Source organism: Georgenia satyanarayanai, assembly GCF_023715365.1.
GTDB lineage: Bacteria > Actinomycetota > Actinomycetes > Actinomycetales > Actinomycetaceae > Oceanitalea > Oceanitalea satyanarayanai_B.
In genome coordinates this window covers 163,721-188,292 of the sequence record NZ_JAMBNZ010000006.1, presented here as the reverse complement: position 1 = coordinate 188,292, position 24,572 = coordinate 163,721, and the positions used below count along the sequence as shown (strand labels likewise).

The 24,572-nt window shown below is 69.3% G+C and carries 8 protein-coding genes, 1 tRNA gene and 1 pseudogene; all 10 read right to left on the bottom strand.

All coding sequences use genetic code 11. The features are described 5' to 3' along the window. Positions 1-100 precede the first annotated feature (100 nt). Positions 101-7,912 carry a ThuA domain-containing protein gene (locus M3148_RS09805; protein WP_251304511.1) on the bottom strand — a complete coding sequence of 2,604 codons (7,812 nt, stop codon included), beginning with the start codon at positions 7,910-7,912 and terminating at the stop codon, positions 101-103. Between the two features lie 81 nt (positions 7,913-7,993). Then, complete coding sequence (locus tag M3148_RS09800; protein WP_251304510.1) at positions 7,994-8,851, bottom strand: sugar phosphate isomerase/epimerase family protein; 858 nt, start codon at positions 8,849-8,851, stop codon at positions 7,994-7,996. 47 nt (positions 8,852-8,898) lie between these two features. Next, positions 8,899-10,146 (bottom strand): substrate-binding domain-containing protein, encoded by a 1,248-nt coding sequence (locus M3148_RS09795; protein ID WP_251304508.1) that lies wholly within the window; start codon positions 10,144-10,146, stop codon positions 8,899-8,901. 74 nt (positions 10,147-10,220) lie between these two features. Then, positions 10,221-11,267 carry an ABC transporter permease gene (locus M3148_RS09790; protein ID WP_251304506.1) on the bottom strand — a complete coding sequence of 349 codons (1,047 nt, stop codon included), beginning with the start codon at positions 11,265-11,267 and terminating at the stop codon, positions 10,221-10,223. Further along, a complete protein-coding gene (locus M3148_RS09785; protein ID WP_251304505.1) occupies positions 11,264-12,352 on the bottom strand; it encodes an ABC transporter permease in 1,089 nt (362 codons plus the stop codon). Before M3148_RS09785 ends, M3148_RS09790 begins: the two co-directional genes overlap by 4 nt. Continuing rightward, positions 12,349-13,851 carry a sugar ABC transporter ATP-binding protein gene (locus M3148_RS09780; RefSeq protein ID WP_308203234.1) on the bottom strand — a complete coding sequence of 501 codons (1,503 nt, stop codon included), beginning with the start codon at positions 13,849-13,851 and terminating at the stop codon, positions 12,349-12,351. The genes M3148_RS09785 and M3148_RS09780 overlap by 4 nt, the downstream gene beginning before the upstream one ends. Further along, entirely contained in the window at positions 13,848-14,972 is a 1,125-nt protein-coding gene (locus M3148_RS09775; RefSeq protein WP_285884095.1) for a Gfo/Idh/MocA family protein, read from the bottom strand. The genes M3148_RS09780 and M3148_RS09775 overlap by 4 nt, the downstream gene beginning before the upstream one ends. Before the next feature lie 438 nt (positions 14,973-15,410). After that, positions 15,411-15,483: transfer RNA gene (locus M3148_RS09770), tRNA-Arg, on the bottom strand. A 412-nt stretch (positions 15,484-15,895) separates the two neighbouring features. Next, positions 15,896-23,839, bottom strand: a complete 7,944-nt coding sequence (locus tag M3148_RS09765; protein ID WP_251304501.1) for a DUF5979 domain-containing protein — start codon at positions 23,837-23,839, stop codon at positions 15,896-15,898. A 441-nt stretch (positions 23,840-24,280) separates the two neighbouring features. Continuing rightward, positions 24,281-24,516, bottom strand: a pseudogene (locus M3148_RS09760) (transposase); the annotation flags it as partial. Positions 24,517-24,572 lie beyond the last annotated feature (56 nt).

Below are 24,572 nucleotides of genomic sequence, written 5' to 3'. Positions count from 1 at the left end.
ACCGAGCTGACCCGGCGCGCGGTGGGCACGCTTCGGTGCCCACAGACACCGACAGCTGGACTCCCCGGAAGGAGCCCAGCTGTCGGCACTGCAGGACGTGTCAGGCGAGCCTGGCCGTGGTCATCACCACCCTGCCCACCGCGGCGGCCGCGGACACTGCCGTGGCCGGGAGCCGGCGCAGGCCCAGGCTGTCACGGCCGTCACCGTTCCAGTCACCCACGAAGGCCTCGTCGGTGGCGCGACCGTAGGTCACCACGACGTCCGCCGGCCCACCGGCCAGGGAGTTCTTCGCGTAGTAGACCGCACCGCGACGTACCGCCAGCGTGTCCTTGCCGTCACCGTCCCAGTCACCAGCAAGCGTGACGTCCCCGGCACGGCCGTAGTGGAACTCCACATCCGCACGGCCACCGGCGATGGAGTTCTTCACGAAGTACTGACTGCCCCGGCGCACGGCCAGGGTGTCCGCACCATCACCGTCCCAGTCACCGACCAGGACCGTGTCACCGGCCCGGCCGTAGGCGATGACCCGATCGGCCGCACCGCCACTGAGGGTGTTCTTCACCAGGTACTGGTTACCGCGACGCACGGCCAGCGTGTCGACCCCGTCACCGTCCCAGTCACCGACCAGCACCGTGTCACCGGCCCGGCCGTAGTGGAACACCTCGTCGGCCACCCCACCACGCGGGGAGTTCGACACGTAGAACGCGTTCCCGCGGCGCACGGCGATGGAGTCCGTGCCGTCCCCGTCCCAGTCACCGATGAACACCTCATCGGTGGCCCGGCCGTACTGGAACGCGTAGTGCGTGGTGCCCGACCAGTCATCGGTGAGGAAGAACCCGCTGCCCAGCGCCGGGACCGGCCCCTGCCCACCAGCGGTGGAGAAGGTGTGGGACCACTGGGTCTGCACACCCTCGGCCAGCACGAAGCCCTCCAGCGCACGAGCGGTGACGGTGACCGTGCCGGAGCCCGGGTGGGTCCCGGCGTCGACGACCTCGCCGTCGACGACGTACTCGACGCCCTCGACCGCGGGGACCGTGAACGTGTCGTTCGCGAAGCCGGCCCGGTCAGTGAAGGTCACCGCCGCAGGCGTCACCTCCACCGGCTCGGGGGTGGTGTCCTCGAGGTCCGCCACGCGCACGTTGCGGAAGTAGACGTCGTCCCCCTCGCCGTGGTTCTGCAGCCCGATGAAGCCGGAGGTGAGGTCACGGTCGGGATGGGTGCTGTCGAAGTCGTTGATCAGCACCTCGTTGAGGAACACCTTGATGTTCTGTCCCTGGACGACGATCTCGTAGGAGTTCCACTCCCCCGGCGCGTTGAGCGCCTCGTCGCGGGCCTCCAGGTCGGCGCTCTGGAAGGTGTAGATCGCACCGGTGGTGCGGTCGTCCGCGTCCGTCGCGTCGATCTGGACCTCATAGCCCTCGTTGACGGCCACCCACGGGTCGTCGCCCGGGTCCGGGAACCCGACGAAGACACCGGAGTTGTCATCCCCGGACATCATCCAGTCAAGCTTGAGGCTGTAGGCCCCCAGCTCCTCGGGGTACCAGAGCAGCCCCATGCCACCGACGCTCAGCATCGAGCAGTCCTCCTGCAGCTCGAAGCTGCCGGGGCCCGCCATCCGCCAGGCGTCCAGGCTGCCCTGCGTGCCGTCGAACAGCGCGCGGTAGCCCTCCTCGACCGCTCCCGGCTCGCAGGCCGGGGGCTCGGGCTCGCCGCCGTCGGTGGCGAAGGTGTGCTCCCACGTCGTGGTGGCGCCGTCGGCGAGCACGTAGCCCTCCGATGCCCGGGCAGTGACGGTGACCGTGCCGGAGCCCGGGTGGGTCCCGGCGTCGACGACCTCGCCGTCGACGACGTACTCGACGCCCTCGACCGCGGGGACCGTGAACGTGTCGTCCGCGGTGCCGTCCTCGTCGGTGAAGGTCACGGCCTGGGGAGTGACCTCCGTCGGCTCCGCGACCTCACCGGCAACCCTGAACTCGATCTCGTGGACCTCGCTCGTGTTGCCGGCCGCGTCGGTGGCCCGGAAGGCCGCCGTGTGCGCACCGGGCTCGTTGACCGCGACCGCACCCTCGTAGACCGTCCACTCCCCGCCGTCCAGCGCGTACTCGAGCGTGTCGACGCCCGAGCCCTCGCCGTCGTCGGCCGAGACGATCAGCGACGCGGGTGCGTCGTAGGCCGCGAACTCGGCGCAGGCGATGGGCAGCCCGGGGAGCTTGGAGTCGTGGATCATGATCGACAGCGGCTGCTGCCGGGCGATCCACGTCGCCGCCCCCGAACCCGTCGCGATGCCGTTGCGGTTGGGGACGAGGTTGCCCTTCGGGTTGCTGGTACTCGATGCCGCCCAGATCTCGTTCGGCGGCGCCTCCGGACCGTTCGGGTCGTGCTTGTAGTGGCCTCCGTGGTCCGTGCAGGTGCCGTCGTGCAGGTGCGAGGCGTACTGCTCACCCGGCACCAGCCCGGTCGCCCGCACCATCACCGAAGTGCCGTCCCCGTGCTTGAGCAGCGTGGCCGTGCCCCCGATGTCCAGGTTCGTCCGGTGGTTCGGGCTGAACTCACCGGTCGACGTGCCGAGCACGTTGCCCGACACCGTGGGAGCGTCCTCGTCGACCGGAGGCTCGACGTCGCCGTCGACCACCCGGAAGTAGTCGAAGCTCACGGTCACCGGCTCGGTCTGCTCCGGGCCGATGGCCACGAGGCCGACGGTGGAGAGGTCACCGGCGTGGGTCACCGGCTCGCCGAGCGGGGTCCAGGTCTCCCCGTCCGCGCTGACCCATCCCGCGTAGCTGTCACCGGTGCGGCTCATCCGCAGGTGCCAGTAGTCACCTTCGGGCTCACCGGCGAGGTCGACCGAGCGGTTGCCGCCGGCCCCGAAGGAGCCGTCGACCTCGGAGACGAGCTCCGCGCCGAGGTTGAGCGCCGCACCGGGCGCGTTGCGGGCCACGACGTCGAGCTTGACGTACTCGTCGTCGTCGCCGTACGCGAGCAGGCCCGCGTACTGCCACTGGTGGACGAGCGGCGCGTGGAAGCGCGTCTCGACCGTCCAGTCACCCTCGGGTGCCGACTGCAGGATGAAGTTCTCCGGCGAGTCGGGGTTGTCGTTGTTGATGTCGCCGGGAGCGGTGAGGATGTGCAGCTCCCCGTCGGCGACGGAGACGTTCTCCTCGTTGTACCTGACGGTCGCGTCCCAGCGGCAGCCGTCGAGGGCGTCGCCCTCGAACTCGTCGCTGGGCTCACGCTCGCCGTCGTCCTCGCGGTCCGGCGTGATGCGGACGTGGTCGACGACGGCGACGCCGTCACCCGCCCCGGTGTCGCCCGCGGCGACGACACCCACGGTGGCCTCGGGGTCGAGGGTCGCGGAGCCGTCGAGCGTGGTGAAGTCCACACCGTTGACGGAGTACGCCGCGGTGACGTTCTCCCCGTCGCTGCTCAGCCGCAGGTGGATGGTGGCCGGGGTGTCGGCCGGCAGGTTGACGTTCGCCGCGTTCGGGGTCCGTGAACCGCCGGACTCGGTCCAGAACTCGAGGAAGCGGCTGCCGTTGTTGCTCCGGGTGAACGTCAGCTTGGTGTAGTCGTCGTCCCCGGTGTGCAGCATCAGGCCGCTGTACTGCCAGTGCCGCTGGTGGTCGAGGGTCACCTGCGTGTCGACCTGCCACTCACCCGAGGGCACCGGCTGACCGACGTAGCTGATCGGGCCGGTGTTGGCACCGTCGATGTCGCCGCCGGTGACCGGCAGGCGCAACCCGCCGTCGGCGACGGAGACGTCACCGCGGACGGTGGTCCAGCGCTGAGCGTCCAGGCTCTCGCCGTCGAACTCGTCGCTCATCGACACCTGGCAGACCGGTCCGGGCCCCGGCTCGGGGTCCGGGCCGGGAACGACCGGGTCGTCGTCGAAGACGAAGTCGCTGAACACGACCTCGCTCGTCGCCGTCGCGTGGTGGGCGGTGACGAACAGGCCCAGGTCCTGGACCGATGCGGCCCCCGGCAGCGTGACCGGCTGGCCGATCTGCGTGAAGTCCTCCCCGTTGGTGCTGTGGAAGGCCGTGTACTGGTCGCCGTCGCGCACGATGCGCGCCCACGCCGGGTAGGCGGTGGAGCCGGCCGCCGTGGACGCGTTCAGCTGACCGTTGCCGCTGGCCGAACGCAGCCACTCGAAGCCGCCGCTGGGACGGATGCCGAGGGCGGCGTAACCCGCCGACTGTCCCGGGGCGGTCATGTCGTTACGGACGATGAGACCGGCCTTGGCGCTCCCGTGGGAGTTGCCCTGGCTGACGATCTTCACCGTGGCGGACCAGTTCTCGTCCGCGCCCGCGGGCAGGTACAGCGAGCTGTACTCGTCCGTCGCGTTCCACATGTTGCCGCCGCCGGAGGTGATGACGAACGAGCCGTCCTCACCGCGGGAGAACTCCCCGCGGGCGTTGGTGAACTGGCTGAAGTCGCCGAAGGGCTCACCGACGGTCACCGGGACGATCCGGGACGTCGTCGACACGCCGTTGTCGTTGGTGGCGACGGCGGTGAGCTGGAAGATCGACTCCTCGGTCGCCTCCCAGGTGACGCTGTAGGGCGCCTCGTCGTCGACGCCGATGGACTCGTCACCGACGAAGAACTCGACCTGGGTGATCTCGTTCTCCGCGTCCGTCGCCTCGGCGGTCACGGTGATGTCACCGGGGTCCAGGGACTCCGCACCGCTCGGCGCGGTGATGGCGACCCGCGGCTTGGACGTCGGGGACACACCCTTGCCGTCGGCCTCGATGAAGTTGAGCCTGCGCTCGCCCTCACCGGGGAAGACGACGTACAGCTCGAAGGACTCACCCGGGTCGGTGACCTCGACGGCCACGTCCGTGTAGCGCGACAGGCCACCGGTGGAGGAGACCTCCGCCGTGCCGAGGAGCTCACCGTCGGGGGCGTCGCGCCGCAGCTCGATGTCCCCGCCGGTCGCCGAGGCGACCCGCAGGAGCAGGCGGTCGATGTTGATGAGGTTGACCGGGTCGTACGAGGCCCAGGCCCCGTCCTGCCCGCTGATCGAGGTGCCGTGGCCCTCGACGTCGCGGGAGGGCGCCGCCGTGACGCCCTGGGAACTGGCGAAGAACTCTGCCTCGCGGATCTTGCCGAAGAGCAGCGTGGTGTCCTGGCCGGTGAGGCTCGACACGCCGTCTCCACCGGAGTCGGTGTATCGGGCGTCGAGCACGTAGAAGACGTTCATGTCCTCGCTGTGCCCGCCGCCGAGGCTGGTCGCGACCGTGCCCGTCCGGCCGGAGAACGGCTCAGCGGGGTGGGCGTGCGCGTCGTGGCCGAGCGCGGGCTGGACGATGATGTCCGCGTCCGCGATCTCCTCCTCGGCGTCGCTCGCCTCGATGTCCCAGCTGATCTCGTCGCCGAAGTCGAAGAAGGCGCCGGTCGGGGGAAGGTTGAAGCGGATCTCCGGGCGGGTGTTGCCGACCGTGACGGGGACCGTCGTCGTGCCGACCTTCCCGTGCGGGTCGGTCACGGTGAGACGAGCGTCGTAGACGCCGTTCGCGGCGTACGTCGTCGTGGGGCTGATCTCGGTGGAGTCGACGACGCCGTCACCATCGAAGTCCCACGCGTAGCTCAGCTCCTCCTTCTCCGGGTCGCTGCTGGCGGACCCGTCGAAGGTGACCTCCAGGGGTGCCTGGCCGCTGTCGGGGGTTGCCGTGGCCACGGCCGACGGCGAGCGCGAACCGGAGACGTAGTCGATGCGGTGCAGCCCGGAGTCCGGGTTGTGCCGACCGAAGCCGCCGCCCCAGTCCAGGACGTACATCGAGCCGTCCGGCCCGAACTTCGCCTCGATCGGCGCCATGAAGGGCTCCGAGGGCAGGAACGCGTTGACCTTCTCCAGGTCGGTGCCCTCCTCGTCGAGGAGGAAGGAGTACATCTTGTTGCGCGCCCACTCGAAGAAGAAGGGCTGGCCGTCGAAGTACTCGGGGAACTTCGTGTCCGACTCGAGCTCGGCGTCGAAGCTGTAGAAGGGGCCCCCCATCGGGGCGAGGCCACCACCCTTGGGGATGATCTCGGGGTGGGAGGCGCGCTGGTAGCCGTACCACATGTCCGGCGCGACGGCCGCCGGCAGCTCGGTGAGGCCGGTGTTGTGGATCGAGTCGTTGACCGGGTTCTCACAGTCGAAGTAGTCCCCGACGGTCACCGGGTTGGTCGTGTAGTCCACGTCCCGGAACGGCTCGTTGTCTCCCATGCACATCGGCCAGCCGTAGAAGCCGGGGCCTTCGACGAGCATCCACTCGGCGATGCCCGCCGGACCGCGGTTGGGGTTGTCGCTGCCGTTGTCCGGGGAGTAGTCGGCCAGTGAGATGTTGCCCGTCTTCTCGTCGATGGCGAACTGGAAGGGGTTGCGGAATCCCATCGCGTAGATCTCAGGAAGGGTCTTGTCCTCCGTGTCCTGCGACTCGTCGAACATGTTGCCCTCGGGGATCGTGTACGTGCTGCCGATCCCCGGCTCTGCGTCCGCGGCGATGTCCGCCACCGGCGTGATCCGCAGGATCTTGCCGCGCAGGTCGTTGGAGTTCGCCGACGTCGCGCGGGCGTCGTGGAACTGACCCTCACGCTCCGACAGCGGGGCGTAGCCACCCGAGGGCTCGCTGTGGGGGTTCACGTCGTCACCGACGCCGAGGTAGAGGTTGCCCTGCGCGTCCATCTCGACGACGCCGCCCGTGTGGCCCGGCTCGTCCGGCAGGCGCCGGGCCGGGACCTCGAGGACGACCCGCTCGGTCGCGGGGTCGATGATCCCCGTCTCGTGGTCCATGGTGAACCGGGACAGCGTGGAGATGAAGTTGGCCGGGTCGGTGTCGTCCTCGCTGGCCGGGGAGTAGTACAGGTACAGGTGGCCGCTGTCGGCGAAGTCCGGGGCCAGCGCGATGCCGAGCAGCCCGTCCTCACCGCCTGAGTAGACGTCCAGCTCGAGCGCCGTCGTCGTCGTGTGCGTCATCGGGTCGTAGACCTGCACCTGCCCGCGGACGAGCTCGGTGAAGAAGACCCTGCCGTCGTCGGCGATGTCCATGCCGAAGGGCGCGGAGGTGTTCTGGTCGAGCGCGACCCGCTCGTACATGCTCCAGTCGGTGCCGCCGCAGTCACCCTCGGCCAGACCGGCAGCCCACTCGACGCCGCCGACGATGTGCTGCACGAGGTCCGGCTCGTCGGTGAAGTGCGAGCCGAAGTGGCCCATGCCGGTCATCCAGGCGCGGCCGCCGTCGTAGGGCTTGCACCAGGAGATCGGGTGGTCGTAGCCCATGGCGTTGCCGCCGGGCTGGTAGGTCGACTCGTCCATGGTGGCAAGGACGTGGGCCTCGCCGCGGACGTTCGCGGAGTAGTTGTACCACTCGTCGGCTCGCTCCCACCGCTGGGGGAGGTGCTCGGTGGACGGGTGGGCGCGGTCCTCGACCCGCACGGTGCCGGGAAGGCCCGGGTCGGATCCGGTGGCGGCGTGACCGGGCATCAGCGCACCGATCATCTCGTCCCACCACTCGTAGTCGCCGCGCATGTCCGTGGCGTTGTGGATGGCGGCGATGCCACCACCCGCCTGCTGGTAGCGCTCGAGCGCGGCCTTCTCCTCGGCGTTCCACGGGTCACCGGAAGCCTGGAACATGACGAGGGCGTCGAACTGGGCGAGGTCCTCGTCGTTGAAGATGCTCGAGTCCTCGGTGTGCACGGACTCGATCCCGGCGTCCGCGAAAGCGTCGATGAGCACGGGCGTGCCCACGTCGATCGCGTCCGCGTGCCGGTACTGCGTCGTCTTGGTGAAGATGAGGACCTGAGGTCCGTCGTCCTCGCCCGGCGGCGGTGTCGTCTCAGCGACCGCCGGGACCGCTGTCAGCAGTGACAGGGAGAGCACGCTCGCGGACGCCGCGGTCAGTGCCCGCCACGCCCCACGTCTGAAATCGGGTCTCATTCACTTCCTCCACATCGATCGAACGGGTGCCGGCTCGGCCGGCAGCAAGGGACCTGTCGCGAGAAAGCGACCCCCCAGACGTCAGACGCTGCGCATCAACCCCCTCAGGTGGGCCAGACCGTCCACAGCGATGGCGTCCTGCGTGGCCGCCAGTGGGCGCCAGATGGATGCGGCCGTCGCGATCGTCGCGTTCTCGGCCGTGAAGGACTCGATGCACAGCGGGCCGTCGTAGCCGGCGTCGTCGAGCGCGGTGAGGATGTCGCGCCAGGGCAGGTGGTCGGCGCCGGGCGCGCCGCGGTCGTTCGCGCAGACCTGGACGTGGGCGATCCGGGAGCCGGCCCGTCGGATCGCGTCGGGCACGTCCCTCTCCTCGATGTTGAGGTGGTAGACGTCGAGGAGGATGCCGACGTCGGGCACCGGGGCGAGCGCCTCCAGCGCCTGGTCGACCGTGTTGATCAACGAGGTCTCGTACCGGTTGAGCGGCTCGACGGCGATGCGCACCCCGGCCTGCACGCCGTGCTCGGCCACGGGGGCCAGGTTCTCGGCGAGCTCGGCGTAGCAGCGGCGCCGCTCGTCGTCGTCCATCCGCCACGTGCGCCCGACCGAGGCGTAGGCGGGCCCGGCAATGACCGGGGAACCGACGGCCCGGGCGGCGTCGATCACGCCCCGCAGGTAGTCCTGGGTGGCGCGCACGGTGGCGGCGTCGGTGGCGACGAGCTCGCTGCCCTCACCCATGACGAGCGTGACGGTGGCACCGAGGCCCAGGTCCGTGAGCAGCGCCGCGGCGGCGGCGGGGTCCCAGTCGCCGAGGTGCTCGACCGGGAGCTCGATGAGGTCGAAGCCCCAGTCCTTGACCTGCGGCGCGAGACGGCGCAGGGAGTCGTCGGTGAGTGGGGAGGTCCACACCCACGTGTTCACGCCGATCTGGCGAGACGTCATCGTCCATCCTTTGTCGGGCCGGGCACCTGTGCCCAGCGGGGGCCGTGCTAGTTGCCCTGCCAGGCCTCGGGGAAGCCGGGCAGGTCCTCGCCGCCAAACTTGGCGTAGTGCAGCGAGGGCATGTCGGCGTTCCGCTCGAGGTAGTCGTCGAGGTCGGCGTCGGTGATCGGCGCCTGCGGGAGCACCCACTCGGCCGGGACCTCCTCGCCGTTCCAGATCATCTGGGCGGCCAGGACGGGCGTGCGCCACTGGAAGTTGGAGTAGCTCAGGCCGATGGCCGTCATCCCCGTCTCCTTCCACTTGCGCATGAAGCTCAGCTCGTCCTCACCGACGAAGACCGGGTAGTCCTCGCCCATGTCCTCAAAGGCCTCGACGGCGGCGACGGCGCCGTCACCGGCGTCCATCCAGATCCCGTCGACGTCCCCGCGCTGGAGGTACTGCGTGACGATGTCCTTGATCTGGGCGGCATCGCCACCGGTGAACTCCTGACCGACGACCTCGAGGTCGCTCTGGGAGAAGATGTCGTTCGCCGCGCCCCAGCGGTGCTCGAGGACGTCGACTCCCGGCAGGATCCTCAGCGCGAGGACCTTCGAGCCGGGCTCGAGGTTGTCCACGAGGAACTCCGCACCGCTCGCCCCGTAGGCGTAGCCGCCGATCGGGTGGATGAAGGTGACGGGGCAGTCGGTGTTGACGCCGCGGTCGAAGACGATGACGGGTGCGCCGCTCTCGCAGGCCGCCTCCACGGCGGGGGTGAGGGTCGCCGTCGTCGACGGGGAGATGATGATGGCGCCGCAGTCGCCGTCGGAGATGAAGGACTGGATGTCGGAGATCTGCTTGTTGTCGTCGTCGCCGGCGTCGGCGACGCGGAACTCCCCGATGACGCCCTCCTCCTGGAGGACCTCCACCTGCTGCTGCATGGTGGTCCACCCGGTGACGCGCCAGGGGTTGGAGATCGAGGCGTTGGAGAAGCACAGCGTCTGGGCGCCGTCGGCGGCGAACTCGGAGGTGTCGACCATCTCGATGGGCTCGATCATCTGCAGCCACGGGGTGGCGGGGTCGCCCTCGGGCTCCATGTCGCGCTGGGCGAGCTCGCGCTCGTAGTCGGCACGGACGAAGAACTCGCCCTCGGGGGTGCCGCCCTCGTCGCCGGTGCCGTCGCCGGCGTCGTCGTCGACGTCCTGGGAGGCGGCGGTCGTGGGGTCCGCGGACTCGGACGGGGTGTCGGTGGTGCAGGCCGTGAGGACGAGCCCCAGGCCGAGGACGCCTGCGGTGAGGCGGAGCGCGGTGCGCTTCATCAGTACCCTCCTTGGTAACGATGTAGGAAATCGGTAGGTCGTGTGTCGGGTGTGCGGACGGGACTGCGGTCAGCTCATGCGGCTCCCACGGGCTGGGGCTCCGCCGGGGTCTGCGGCGCCGTCCGGCTACCGCGGCGCATGCGCGACTGGTTCGCCGCGAAGGCGACGGCCGCGATGATGATGACGCCCTGGATGGTCGGGTTGAGGGTCGAGGGCATGTCGAGCTGGACGAGCAGGCGCTCGAGCAGCTGGTAGGTCAGCGCACCGGCGATCGCCCCGACGATCCAGCCGCGCCCACCGCCGAGGAGCACGCCACCGAGGACGACGGCGGTGATCGCCGTGAACTCCATGCCCTGGCCGACCTGCGCGGTGACGCCGGCGAAACCGCCGACGAGGATGCCCGCCACCGTGGCGAAGAGGGCGGACAGGACGAAGGCGCCCGTGCGGACGAGCCAGACGCGGCCGCCGGCGAAGGTGGCCGCGGTGTCGTTGTCACCCGTCGCGACGAGCACGCGCCCGTAGGAGGACCTCATGACGAGGATCCCGACAACGGCGAGGACCACCATGATGAGCAGTGCGTAGGGCAGTTGACGCAGGACGGGCATGTCGATGCCCATGCGGCCCCACTGGCGGAAGCTCTCCGACAGTGCGCCCGTGGGCGCGCCGCCTGTCCACAGCCGGATGGCACCGTAGAGGACGAGCATCGTGCCGAGGGTGGTGATGAAGGAGGGGACCCGCAGCAGGGTGGTGACGAGGCCGTTGACGAGCCCGACGAGCAGCCCGAAACCGATCATCAGCGCGATGACCGGCCAGGTGCGGTCCTCCTCGCCGTTGATGAGCTTGGCCGCGATGACGACCTGCGCTCCGACGAGGCTGCCGACGGAGAGGTCGAACTCGCCGGACACGATGACGAAGTACTGGCCGATGGCGAGGACGACGAGCGGCGCCGCGTTGCGCAGGAAAGCCATGAGCGACGGCGGCTCGTAGAAGCCCGGGTTGAGCACGAGCATGACGGCGATCAGCACGGCCAGGACGACGAGCACCGGGCCGCTGCCGTTGTGCCGCAGCTGAGTGAGGACGGAGGGCCGCGCCGGGCGGACCGTCTCGGTACTGGTGGTCATGAGTGGCCCCCTTCGATCGCCGGTGCCGGTCTCGTCCGTCGGGACGTCGCGTCCCGGAAGCGGGCTCTGGCCTTCTTCGGGTCGATCTGGCGGCGGGCGTACATGGCGACGGCCGCGATGATGATCGTGCCGCGCAGGACGTCACGGAAGAACGGGTTGATCTGCAGGGAGTTGAACAGGCTGTCGAGGACGCCGAGGATGAGGACGGCGGCGATCGTGCCGCCGATCCCGCCGCGACCGCCGAGGAGCAGCGTGCCACCGAGGACGACAGCGGCGATCGAGTCGAGGTCGTAGCCGGCGCCGTAGATCTGGGCGCCGACACCCGTGCTGAAGCGGGCGGCCAGCAGCAGGCCGGCCAGTCCCGCCATGGTCGAGCACATGACGTGCGCGACGATCATGGTGCGGTCGGTGCGGATGCCCGAGAGCCGGGCGACGTCGATGTTGCCACCGACGGCGAACATGCTGTGACCCAGCCGCGTGCGGTGCAGCATGAGGACGCCGACGCCCGCGATGACGAGCATGATGATCGCCGACAGCGGCAGCACCCCGATGCGCGTGTAGCCGAAGCCTTGGAAGGACGCGGGCACCGAGCCGGACGGGCCGGGGTACCGCGTGTCGACGAAGCCCTTGATGATGAGGCCAGAGCCGAGCGTCGTGATGAAGGCGTGGACGCCGAGCTTGGTCGTGATGATGCCGTTGAACAGGCCGACGGCGGCCGAGACGCCCAGCGCGGCGGCGACGCCGAGCAGGACCCGGGACTCGTCACCGTCCATGACGACAGCGGCGACGAGGCTGCTCAGGGCGGCCACGTAGCCGACCGACAGGTCGAGGGAGCGGCACAGGATGACGAGCGTCTGCCCGATGGCGATGAAACCGAGCAGGCTGGAGCGGGTGAGGATGTCGATGACCGACCCGCCGCTGAAGAGGTTGTCCCCGCGCATGGCGAGGAGCACGCCGGCGATGACGAGGAGGATCAGCAGGGCGACGTAGATGAGCGGGACCGAGCGCAGCGGGGACCGCCGGCCGGGAGCGGTGCGGGCGGGCTTACCGGGTGCGGCAGCAACCTCGGGGGTAGCGGTCATCATGCGCTCTCCTCCAACGCGTCGTGGCGGGTGGCCAGGGCCATGACGGCCTCCTCGTCACAGCCGCCGGGCAGCTCACCGCTGATCTCACCGTCGTGGAGCACGATGATCCGGTCGGCCATGCCGATGACCTCCGGCAGCTCGGAGGAGATGAGGACGATGGCCACGCCCTCGGCGGCGAGGTCGCGCATGAGCTCGTACACGGCCCGCTTAGCACCGACGTCGATGCCGCGGGTGGGCTCGTCCATGACGATGACGCCGGGGTCGGTGACGAGCCACTTGGCCAGGACGACCTTCTGCTGGTTGCCGCCCGAGAGGAAGCGGACCTCGTGGCTGCCGCTGCGCGCGGCGAGCTCGAGGGAGGAGAGGATCTCGGGGATGCGGCGCGCGCGGCGCGTGGCCTGGCGGGGCGCGACGGCGTCGAGCACGAGACGGGCGTTGGCGGCGACGGACTGGTTGAGGGCCAGGCCCTCGACCTTACGGTCCTCGGTGACGAGGGCCAGGCCGGAGCGCACCGCCTCGCGCGGGGAACGTGGGTCCACGCGCTTGCCGTCGACGTGCACCTCCCCGGTGCGGAAGTGCTCGACGCCGAAGAGACCGTGGGCGATCTCGGTGCGTCCGCTGCCCTGGAGGCCGGCGAGGGCGACGATCTCCCCGGCGCGGACCTCGAAGCTGATGTCCCGGACCATGTGGTTGCCCACACCGCGCAGGGCCAGGCGGACGTCACCCATGCGGGTGCCCTCCCGCGGCTCGGGGAACAGGGCGCTGATCGACCGGCCGACCATCTTCCGGACGAGCTCGTCGGAGGTGATGCTCGCGGTGTCGACCGTGTCGACGAGGCTGCCGTCCTTGAGGATGGTGATCCGGTCGCAGAGGTCGAAGATCTCCTTGAGCCGGTGCGAGACGTACAGGACGGCGACGCCGCGGTCCTGCAGGCGGCGCACGAGGCGGTAGAGGAGCTCGACCTCGTGGTCGGCGAGCGCCGCGGTGGGCTCGTCCATCGAGATGATCCGCGCGTCGAAGGACATCGCCTTGACGATCTCGACGACCTGCTGCTCGGCGACCGACAGCGCGCGGACCCTGACGTCCGGGGCGATGGCGTCCACACCGAGGTCCGCGAGCAGCGCGGCGGTGTCGCGCACCATCTGGGCGCGGTCGACCAGGCCGCGGCGGCGCGGCTCACGGCCGAGGTAGACGTTCTCGGCGACGGTGCGCTCGGGCAGGAGGTTGAACTCCTGGAAGACGGTCGTCACGCCAGCGGCCTGCGCCTCGAGCGGATGGGCGAAGGTGACGCGCCCGCCGTCGAGCTCGATGGTGCCGCTGTCGGCGGGCTGGACCCCGGCGAGGATCTTCATCAGCGTCGACTTGCCCGCGCCGTTCTCCCCGACGAGCGCGTGCACCTCACCGGCGCGGACCTCGAGATCGATGCCGGTGAGCACCTGGACTCCGAAGAAGGACTTGGTGATGCCGCTCATCCGGAGCAGCGGCGCTCCTTCACTCACTGCGGGACCTCCACCCAGGTTCGGGACGCGGCCGAGTGGACGACGGCGTCGGCCAGCCGGGTGGCGCGCAGCCCGTCCGCGAAGGTGGGCAGCCCGTCGACCGGCTGGCCGGCGATGGCGCGGGCGGTGTCGGCGACGAAGCTGGAGAAGCACTCCTGGTAGCCCTGCGGATGGCCGGCCGGCACCCCGGCGTACTGCGCCGCAGGGGCGGAGAGCGTGTCGGGGTCGCGCACGAGCAGGCGGGAGCCGTCGCGCGCGCCGAGCCACAGCTTCTCCGACTCCTCCTGGTCGAAGGCGATGGTCGAGCTGGCCCCGGAGACCTCGAGGAACAGCCGGTTCTTCCGGCCGGGGGACACCTGGGAGATCGTGGCCGCACCGACGACCCCCGCCGCGGTCTCGAACTGGAGGGCGACGAGGTCCTCGGTGTCGACGGCGGACCGGTCGTTGCCCCGCTCGGTGTTGACGGTGGCGCTGCGGGCGCTGACTGCCGCGATGCGGTGCCCCGTGACGAACTCGAGGAGGTCGCACCAGTGGGAGCCGATGTCCCCGAAGGCACGGGTCGCCCCGCCCAGGCGTGCGTCGACCCGCCAGTTGTCGTCCTCCGGGCCGGCGAGCCAATCCTGCAGGTAGGACCCGTGGGCGAGGACGATACGACCGAGGTCGCCGCGCCGGACCCGCTCGCGGGCCTCGCGGACCATCGGGTGGAAGCGGTAGACGAAGGGCACCGCACCGACGAGACCGGCGGCCTGCGCCGTCTCGTGCATCTGCGCGGCGTCCTCCGACGTGGTGGCGAGCGGCTTCTCGCACACGACGTGCTTGCCGGCGGCGAGCGCCCGCATGGTCAGCTCGTGGTGCAGGTAATTGGGCGTACAGACGTGGACGACATCGACGTCGTCGGAGGCGAGCAGGTCGTCGACGTCGCGGAACGGGCGCGTGGCGAGGAACTCGCCGGCGGCGCGGGCCGAGCGGTCCTTGTTGCTCGCCACCACCCCCACGACCTCTCCGCCGTTCACCCGGACCGCGCGTGCGTGCACGCCCCCCATGAACCCGGCTCCGACGATTCCCGCGCGATAGCCGCCAGCGTTGGCAGCCTCGCGTCCCCGGTCAACTGTGACCCCCATAACAGGCATGCCCGGACCGTACGAGGGACTTACGTCGCTTGTCAAGCAAAAGCCGCAATCCGCTTCGCGGACATGTGTTTACCGATGGGCGCGGACCGTTGCGGCGACGGCCGTGCCGGCCATGCACGCGGACGCGGCAGCCAATTGATCGGCGCCGGCTCACCGCGAGCATCGCCGGGCACGACCGCCCCTGACGGTCCCGCCGTCCAAATCTCGTCCTCGAGGTTGACGTGGCGGCTCTCCGGGCGCGCGCCCACATCGCCGCCATCGAGCAATGCGAGCGCACGACTGACCTCGTCGGAGATGCGCCGCCCACGGCAGGCATGCCGTGAGCAACCGAGCTGCTAGCGCGGTTCGACGTTGGCGATGAACACTGCCAGCGATACGAGAAACGGCCCCACCGTAGTGAGGCCGTCCCGTTCGCTGTCTCAAACGAAGTGCGCCCGGAGGGACTCGAACCCCCAACCTTCTGATCCGTAGTCAGATGCTCTATCCATTGAGCTACGGGCGCATCGGCCCCGCAGGGCCGAGAACGAGCATAGCCGTCCGACGCCGCCGGTGAAAACCCGATGCACCCCTCTAGGCCGTGATGTCCACCACGGGCGCGGGTGGCCCGGATGTCACTCGCCGGGGAACGCGCTCATCGTGTGTCAGGTCCGGCGTAGGCCCCTCTCGGCCGCACAGGAGAAGACCTGCGACGACGGCGAGTGCCGCAAGGAGCACGAGCCCACCGTTGCCGCTCCGGTTGGAAGGCCTGACCACGCTCGCCGGTACGTGCAACCTCTGTCGATTCAGCGGTTCGAGCGACGGTTATCTGGCTCTTCGGACGTCAGAAGAGCCGGTGAAGCGCGCCTTCGCCCGCACAGCGTGTATGCGGGCGAAGGCGCTACCGCTCCGTCCCGGCGGGGGGACGGAGCGGCGGTCTATGACCGGCTGACCCTGGTCCGGGTCCGCAGGACTACTCCGAGCCCGAGGACCGTGAGGAGTGCGGCGATCCCCGCGATCGTCCCTACACGGGTACCTGTCTCCGGCAGGTCCGGCGCGACCGGCACAGCGTCGTAGGCGTTGACCACGAACGCCTGCGCCTGACCAGGGGCAGTCGTCGAGCTGAGGCCCACCTCGGCGGTGGCGCCATCGGTCGTCACCGGGCTCTCGCCCTCGACCGCCACGGTGATCAGCGTGCCGTCGGCGTCGCTGGTGTCCGTCTCAGTCAGGTGGCAACTCGTGCCCACTGGCAGCTGCTCGAACACCGTCGTCAACTCGTTGTCGACGTTGAGCTCGCGCACCGCCCCGCCCGGGACGTCGACCGCCACTGTCTGGCCGTCGACCTCCCAGCTGCAGACGAGCTCGACCTCGAACGGACCGCTGGCACCCGGTGCGGTCAGGTCGCCCTGCACCTCCTTGGTGACCTCGAGCGAGGTGACGTCGAAGGTGTTGGTGAGCGTGACGGTGACCGTCTGCTGCTCCCCCTGGTCGTCGTTGGCCGGAATGGTGACCGCGCCGCCCTCGGGAGCAATGGCCGACGACGTCGCACCACCGGTGAGCGTCTCGGTCACCACACACTCCGCGCCCACGATGAGGTCACCGATGGAAGCGACGTAACCGTTCTCCTCGGAGAGGACCACCACGCCGTCGTTCGACAGATCGATCGGCAGTGTCACGCCCTCCTTGTCCCAGGTACAGACCGCCTGCGCCTCGAACGGACCGACACCGAACAGCTCCGCGCCGTCGCCCTCGATGATCTTCTCGATCTCCAGCACGCCGAGATCGAAGGTGTTGGTCAGCGTGACGACGGCGGCCTGGGCCGCACCATCGTCGTTCGGCGGGACGGTGACACCGTCCGCCGGCGCGATGCTCGAGGACGTCGCACCCCCGGTGAGCGTCTCGGTCACCACACAGTCCGCGCCCACGATGAGGTCACCGATGCTCGCGGCGTAGCCGTTCTCCTGCGAGAGGACCACCACGCCGTCATCTGCCAGCTCGATCGGCAGAGTCTCACCGTCCTTGTCCCAGGTGCAGACCGCCTGAGCCTCGAACGGACCGACACCGAACAGCTCCGCGCCCTCACCGTCGACAACCTTCTCGATCTCAAGGGATCCGAGGTCGAAGGTGTTGGTCAGCGTGACGGTGACCGCCTGCTGCCCCTCCTCGTCATCGTTGGCGGGAATCGTGACCGCGCCGCCCTCGGGGGCAATGGCCGACGACGTCGCGCCGCCTGCCGCGGTCTCGGTGACGGTGCAGTCGGCACCGACGATCAGATTCCCGATCGTCGCGCGATAGTCGTTCTCCTGCGACAGCGTCAGGACGCCGTCGCCCGGCAGCTCGATCGGCACGGTCTGGCCGTCCTTCTGCCAGGTGCAGACGGCGGTTGCCTCGAACGGGCCGACGCCGAACAGCTCCGCGCCCGTGCCGTCGATCACCTTCTCGACCGCGAGCACGCCGAGGTCGAAGGTGTTGGTGGCCTCAGCGGTGACGTTGCTGATCTCGTCCTGCCCGTCGGGGCTGACGATCTCGACGGTCCCGTCGGTCGGCGTGAGGACCGTGGCGGTCGCGCCGCCGGTGGCAGTCTCGGTGACCGAGCACTCGGTGCCGACCGGGAATACCCCGAAGGACCGGGTGTCGCCACCGAAGAGCTCGAAGCTCTCTGCCAGCAGTGTCTGGTCTTGGTAGGTGCACACGGCGTCAAAGCCGAAGGGTCCGCTGCCGAACAGCTCAGCCCCTGCGCCATTGACGTTCTTGGCCACCGTGAAGGTTCCCGCGTCGTAGCCGTTGGTCACGGTGACCTCGGCCGGGTCGATGCCCGGAACGATGGTCGCCGAGCCGTCACCGTGATCGGTGACGTTGTCCCCGAGAATGACGATCTCATCGGCGAAGAAGTCATCGGTCTCGGTGACCGTACAGCTCGCCCCGACCGGGATCCGGTCTGCCGGCGCGGTGAAGGTCTCGCCGTCCCCCAGCGTGAAGCTCAGCGTGGTCTGACCGTCGTCGCCCAGCGCCACCGGGATGTCGGTGGCAGAGGTGCAGGTGAGATCGAAGCTGAAGGGACCGAAGTCGCCCTCGGTGGCCGCGGTGTCGACCACCTTGGTGACCGACAGACCGGTGAACTGGTAGTCGTTGGTGACCGTGGCGACCTGCGCCGTCGGCACGTCTTGGTCCTCGACGGGGATGGCCGGGTTGGTCGGCTCGGTGAGGACGAGCTCGCCGCCCACCGGGTCGATGAACCGTGAGGTCTCACCGTACTGACCGGCGTCGCCGACCTCAGTGACGATGCACGACGTCAGTGGATCGACGCTGTATGGGATGCCGTCGACGCGTGCCCGGTAGTTGTTCTCGGCCGATAGCGTCAGCGTGGCGTACTCACCGAGGTCGAGCTCGTGCTCACCGATCGTGCAGGTGAGCGCCACGTCGAAGGACTCCGGTGCGTACGCTTCCGCGGCCGGGCCGGTGACCTCCTTCTCGACGGCGATCGAGCCGCTCCGCAGGTGGACGCCGACCTTGTTCGGCGCGAGCGCCTTGACGGTGCCGACTCCCTGGAGGTTGACGTCGGTGTACTGAACACCGAACTGGTTCCAGGCGATGGCATCGGCCGCGGGAACCACGTCCGGCGCGCCGCTCGGGTCCTCCTCGGTCGCGGGGACGTTCTGCGTCCGGAAGGTCACGTCCACCAACTCGGCGGTCTCCAGCTCACCAGCGTCGGTCGCGGTGAAGTCGAGGTGCACCCGCAGACCGCTGACCGCTGCCCAGTCGGTGTCTTGCCCCACGGTGGTCCAGACCTCACCGGCCTGCTCACAGGCAGCCTGCGAGCTCAGCATCGGCCAGGTCCCGGTGCATACGTCCGGGCTGGTGGTGACCTCGATGACCGTCTCGGTGCCGGCTGGCGCGATCACGTCGATCGAGTCAGCTACGAGCTGCGGCCGGTAGGCCGAGGCTCGACCGGCGCCGATGAGCATCCGGTCACCTTCCACCGGGAGCTGGTCGAAGACCGTCATCGACGTCACCGGGAAAGTCCCTGCGTTCTGGACACGCAGCACCCAGTCGTCGATTCCGCCCAGGTCGCTGTGCGCGACGCAGGTCGGCCGGTAGTAGGAGCCGCCCGCCGCGGTGAGCGTGGGGCTGCACTGCGCACCGGTGGAGCGGTTGTACGCCCCGCCGGCCGACGTTCCCTCGAGCGAGCCGCGCACGCCCTTGACCGCGAAGAGGTTCGGGCCGGCGACGGTGTCGACGTAGTCCTGCGTGGCGCAGGTGTTGTCGCCACCGGTCCAGTTGGCGCTGCCGTCGATGTTGCCGCAGGCGTCGAGGGTCTCGACGGTCGTCACGACGATGTCGTTGAACACCCGGGCTCGGGTGGGTTGCAGCTCGAAGGGCACGTCGATGACAAAGGTCTCGCCCGGTGCCATCCGGTTGCCGTCCGCCGGCCAGGTGAACACCAGCTCCGAGCCGTCACCCTCGATCGTGAGGCTGACGTCCTCGGACAGCAGGCCGTCCTCGTCGCCGGTGTAGACCGGCTCCGGGTCGCCCAGGTAGACCAGCTCGGCGGGGAGCGTGTCCCGCAGCTCGGTGATGGTCAGGAACCCGGTTCCGGTGTTCTCGAAGCTGAGCTGGAACGGCACGTTGTCGCCCGGGTTGGCGGAGCGGTTGCCGCTGTTGGTGAGCTTGTTGACGGCGATCTCCTGGGTGCCCTCGCTCAGCGTGATCCGCGCGTTCGCGGTCTTCGGCTCGGAGTTCTTTCCGTCGGTGCGCAGGCTCTGGGAGGTCTGGGTGTTGTCCACCGAGCCGGCGAAGACCATGTCATCGCCGGAGTCACGGTAGGTGTCCCGCAGCTCGACCATGAAGCTCGCGTCCGCCGCCCAGTTGGCGGCCGGCGACGTCGGGTGGAAGTAGCCCCCGTCGTCGCGGGTGTAGGTGAAGCGGATGCCCTGGATGTCACCGTAGTCGTCCGCGGCAACGGGCACCGCGGCTGTGGCTGCCGGCGTGCCGGTGGCCCAGGTGTCGGCGTCGTCGTCACCGAAGGGGCCGTAGACGTCCACCTGAACGCGGTCGGCGCCCTGAGGAAGGGTCACACCCCCGAGACCGGTGAAGTCGAAACTGTTCCAGAAGTCCGGTGAGCCGGCCTGGTCCTCGATCACCACGGTCGACGGCGAAAGCGTGCTGCGAGGGTCGGTCCCTTGGTTCGCACCGAGCGTGACCGTGACGGGCACGTCCGGGTCAGCGAGCAGGATCTCGGTGGGGGTCACCGACTTCGACGGGGCGATGTTGACGTCACCGCCGGTGAGCACGACGCCGATGTCGGCGAGGTCACCGGTGGGAACGCCCGGGCTGAGGACGTCGTCGTAGGACTGCGCGAAGACGCGGTTGTCCACGTCGATCGTCTGCGTGACGCTGAGCTCGAGGGGAATCTCACTGCTCCGCGGCGTCGTGCGCAGCTGGGAGTCCAGCGTGATGGTCAGCCGGTTCTCCTGGGTGATCGTCGTACCCACGCCGTCCACCCCGGCGTTCGCCGCCTGGAAGGTGGCCGAGATGCCGACGACGTCGGCCAGGTCGCCTGTGTCGAGGGCTTCAGCAGCGGTGCTGGAGAGCTGGGTGGTGGAGTAGGTCGCGTCCGCCGCGTCGTACCGCAACAGCCACACCACGGTGGCGTCGAGGTCGATCTGGTGCTCGATGCTCGCCGCGAGGTCGATGCCGGTGAGGTCGAAGTACTCGAAGGGGCTGTCCTTGAGCCAGTCGATCCCCTCATTGGCGAAGGGATTGCCATTCGGGTCTGCCAGCTGGCAGTCGGCCGATGGTGCCGGTGCCGAGCATGCGGCCGCGGGGTCAGTGACCCGCACGTACCCGGCCGAGGCGACCGACGCGTTGTTGGCGGTGATGGTCCACGTCGCCGTGGGCCACTGGTCCGCCGGCGTGTCCAGCTCGGGCACGAAGATCGGCTCCGCAGCCTCGACGGACTTCACGACGTTGACCGCCGGACCGGGCTCGAATATCTGGATAGTGGCGTTGTCGGTGTCGCGGCTCGGGTCGCCGCCGTCGAGCGGGATGCCGTCCAGGGACACCGCGTTGTCCACGGTGCCTGCGTCGGCGGTGTTGTACACGACGTCCTCGGTGACCCAGCCACCAGCGGCACCGTCATCGGTCCGAGTGCGGTCGCGCAGCTGCCACTGGAGCCTGAACTGCCTCGTGTCGCTGCTGGTGGCCACGCCGGTGCCGGGTGCCGGGGCGTAGGGGTCAAAGGCGCCGCCAACCTGCTGGGCGGCCTCGCGCGCAGCGGTGTTCTCCGCGAGCACAATGCGCACGCCAGTGGTCGCGGCGGCCTGCTCGGCGGGCAGGATGTATCCGGCGAAGGCACCGCCCTGGATCCATCCACTGCCAGGGGCCGGGAGGGTGACCCACGCTCCGTCCTGGTAGAGCTCGATGTCGGTGATGACGTCGTACTTCAAGTACCAGCCGTTGGTGAAGGGCGTGCTACTCGCCCCGACCGGGTCGATGCGCACGAGGTCGAAGGCCTCGAACACCGTGCCTGACGGCGTGTCGAACCCGCTCGCGGGATCGGTGACGGTGACGGTGCCGAAGCCCGGGGTCACCCGCCAGTCGAGCAAGGTACCGGCGGTGTCACCGGCCTGGGCGTTCACGAAGCCCTTGTTCCACCGCTTGTCAATGCCCAGCGGGCCGGGGCCACCGGGGTAGGTAATGACCGAACCGGTGCCGATGTCACCGTCGTCGTCGGTGAGGTCGTTGCCGCCCTGGGAGACACCGCTCGCGTCGACGACGGCGCTATTCTCATACGGCGCCGCCTGCTCGTCACCCGGGGTGATGTCGGTGCCGTCCCGCATCTGCGAGCGGGCATCGAAGATCAGCGTCGGCTTTACCGTGATGTCGCTCGGGAAACCTCCCACGCTGTGGAAGGAGAGCCGGGCTCCGGTGATGCCGTCCGCGGTGATTCCCGCGCCCGATGAGGCCGCAGCGAAGGCCGCGCGGTCGAGCTGGAAGATCGTCGCGGCGGCTTCCGGGCCGTACTGGCTGAGCTCGACCCAGCCGTCGGCAGTCTGTACCTGGATCGTCAGGACGGTGCCGGCCGGCACCTGGGTGGGTGCGATGCCCGCGAGGTCGAAAGCGTCCCAGAACTCGGCGTCGCCCTCGCTGATGGCATCCTCGATGACGAGGTCGTGCAGCGTGGCACGGTCAGTTGCGGTGCCGTGTGCCTCAAGACTGACGTAGGTGCTCTCGCCCGGCTGTACCGCCGTGGAGGGACGCACCTGCTTGTCGAGAGTCACGGTGACGGCCGGAGTGATGATGGTGAGCTGGTCGGAGGCCGAGGCGGTCGCGTCCTGGCCGTTGGCAGCGGTCGCGGTGGTCGCGACGGTATTGGTCAGCGTGGCCTGGGCGCTATCGCCGGCGGCGTCCTCGCTCGTGTTGATCGTGAACTCAACGGTGGTGTTGGCCGCCGACTCGATGGCGTTGCCATCGGCGGTGAAGACGACCTCGAAGCCGGAGATCGCGACCGACGGATCGGCGGGGACCGCTCCGTGACCGAAGGGCACCTCGACAGGCTCACCACCGCCGAGCGGGTGGTAGACGACGGTGGCGCCTGTGGCGCCGGCAGGCCAGGCGGGAGCCTGGTCGAAGCCTCCGAAAGTCACGTCTGCGGTGAAGAAGTCGAGGTCCGCGAGACGCAGCTCCTGGACCGGTGAGGTGCTGTTCGTCCCGATCAGGGTGCCGGTAGCACTATGGCCGCCGGTCACGGTGTTGGGCTTGATGTTCTTGGAGGTCTCGACACCGAGGCTCACGGGATTGACCGCGTAGGTCGCGCTGGCGTCAGCGGTCGCAGTCTCGTCGAGCTCGACGGAGGTTGCCGTGGCCTCGACCACGTTGTCAACGGACTGCGACGCGGTGGACAGGTCGGCACCGGTGTCGCGGTTCGTCGCGCGCTGAGCTAGTTCAAGGTTGACCGTGCCGCCTCCTCCGGGAGTGATGTCACCGGTGTAGCGCAAGCGCAAGCCGCCGACGTCCGCGTTCGAGACGCCGTCGGGCAGCGTGGGAGTGGCGCCCGGGGCACCACTGACCCAGGACCAGGTCGCGTCCCCGCCCAGGACATAAGCGTCGACTTCCACCTGCGCACCGTCGGGCAGCGTGGCGCCGCCGAAGCCGGTGAAGTCAGTGATCGTGAAGGGGTTGGTGGCCGCGAGCCCGGCGGCACCATCGGCGGCGTCCTTGGGCTCCTGCAGGGTGAGGACGTCGACGTCGACGTTCGAGGCGTTGGCGACGCCCAGCGCGATGGTCGACCCGGCGCCGGGATCGAAGCTCTGCGGGCTCGGGCCCCAGCTCTTGCTCGGTGTCACGTCGATGGTGACCGGGACGCTGACGGTGATCGGTGCCGGCGCCTCGTCGGGTAACGAGTTGGTCGCCGTCGTGCGCGCGGTGTTGACGATCTCGTGCTCGCCAGGTGCGACATCGGTGGGGACCTGGAGTGTGAGCTGGATGGTGAAGGTGGTGCCGAACTGCAGCCCGACGCCGTCGGGCGCGCTGACGGTGCCGTCGAAGTCGACGGTGAAGCCGGTCGCCGGGCCGACGACGGTCGGTGTACCGGGCAACGGCGCTCCGTCCTCAGTCCAGCTGATCGTGCGCGGGACACTGCTTGCGCCGGGATTGGTCGTGACGTTCTGGAGCGGGTAGCCCTCAAGCTCTGCCGGGAGGAGGTCGGTCATCTGCGCGTCCAGGCAGGATGCTTCATCGCACGTGACCTGGATGCTGTAGCTGAAGCTCTGCCCTGGATCGACCTCGTTCGGCGCAGCACTCTTCGTCACCGTCAGGTACGGGAACTGCGCATCGTCTGCTGCCACCGGCGCGGCAAACGCCGCCACTGCCGGCAGTGCCACCGCAAAAGCGGCAATGATGGCCCACACTTTTCGTAGCCGCTCACGTTGCTTTTGCCTGGTTCGGTTCCGAGCGCCCACCTGCGAGACCATTGTGCCCCTGCTTCTTTGTGTCAGCTGCGATTCGAGCCCCATGACCACAGAAGGAGACCGCCCACGGCTGTCCCTCGTCTCGGCGCAGGGCATACCAACGGCCTAATATTCCACATAAGTAGAAGTAAACCTAATTTGTGTGGCTCTTCGGACATTCGGTGAAGATCGGGTCTTGAATCCCCCGGCGGCGAGGAACGCGCGAGGCGGTAGTTGGTGAGGTTGCGGTAGCCCGGGCGAGGCGGTGGTGGAGCTCGATGATGCCGTTGATATCTCCTGTGTTTATCAAGCACCGACGAGTTCGTTCTCAGCGGCGGCATTGAGGCGGCGTGAATGCCGCGGGCGAGAAGCGCTGCAGCGACGTGCCTCTCGGAGGGGGCGTCGTTCGGCGGTGCGGCACTCGACGTAGTGACGGGTTCGCGGGTCCATGCGCATGCGGGTGACGACGGGCCGTGTGGAGTGCTCGGTTGAGGCGCCGGTCACCACCGCGGTTGATCCGGTGCCGGACGGTGTTGCCCGACGACGCTGGGATGGGGCTGGTCCCCCGCGAGGCTGGCGAACCCGGCTCCGGATCGGATGCGGCCACGGTGATCAGAGCAATGCCGGGCTGGTTGAGCAGGTCGTCTGCGGGGCTCTGTCGAAGCGG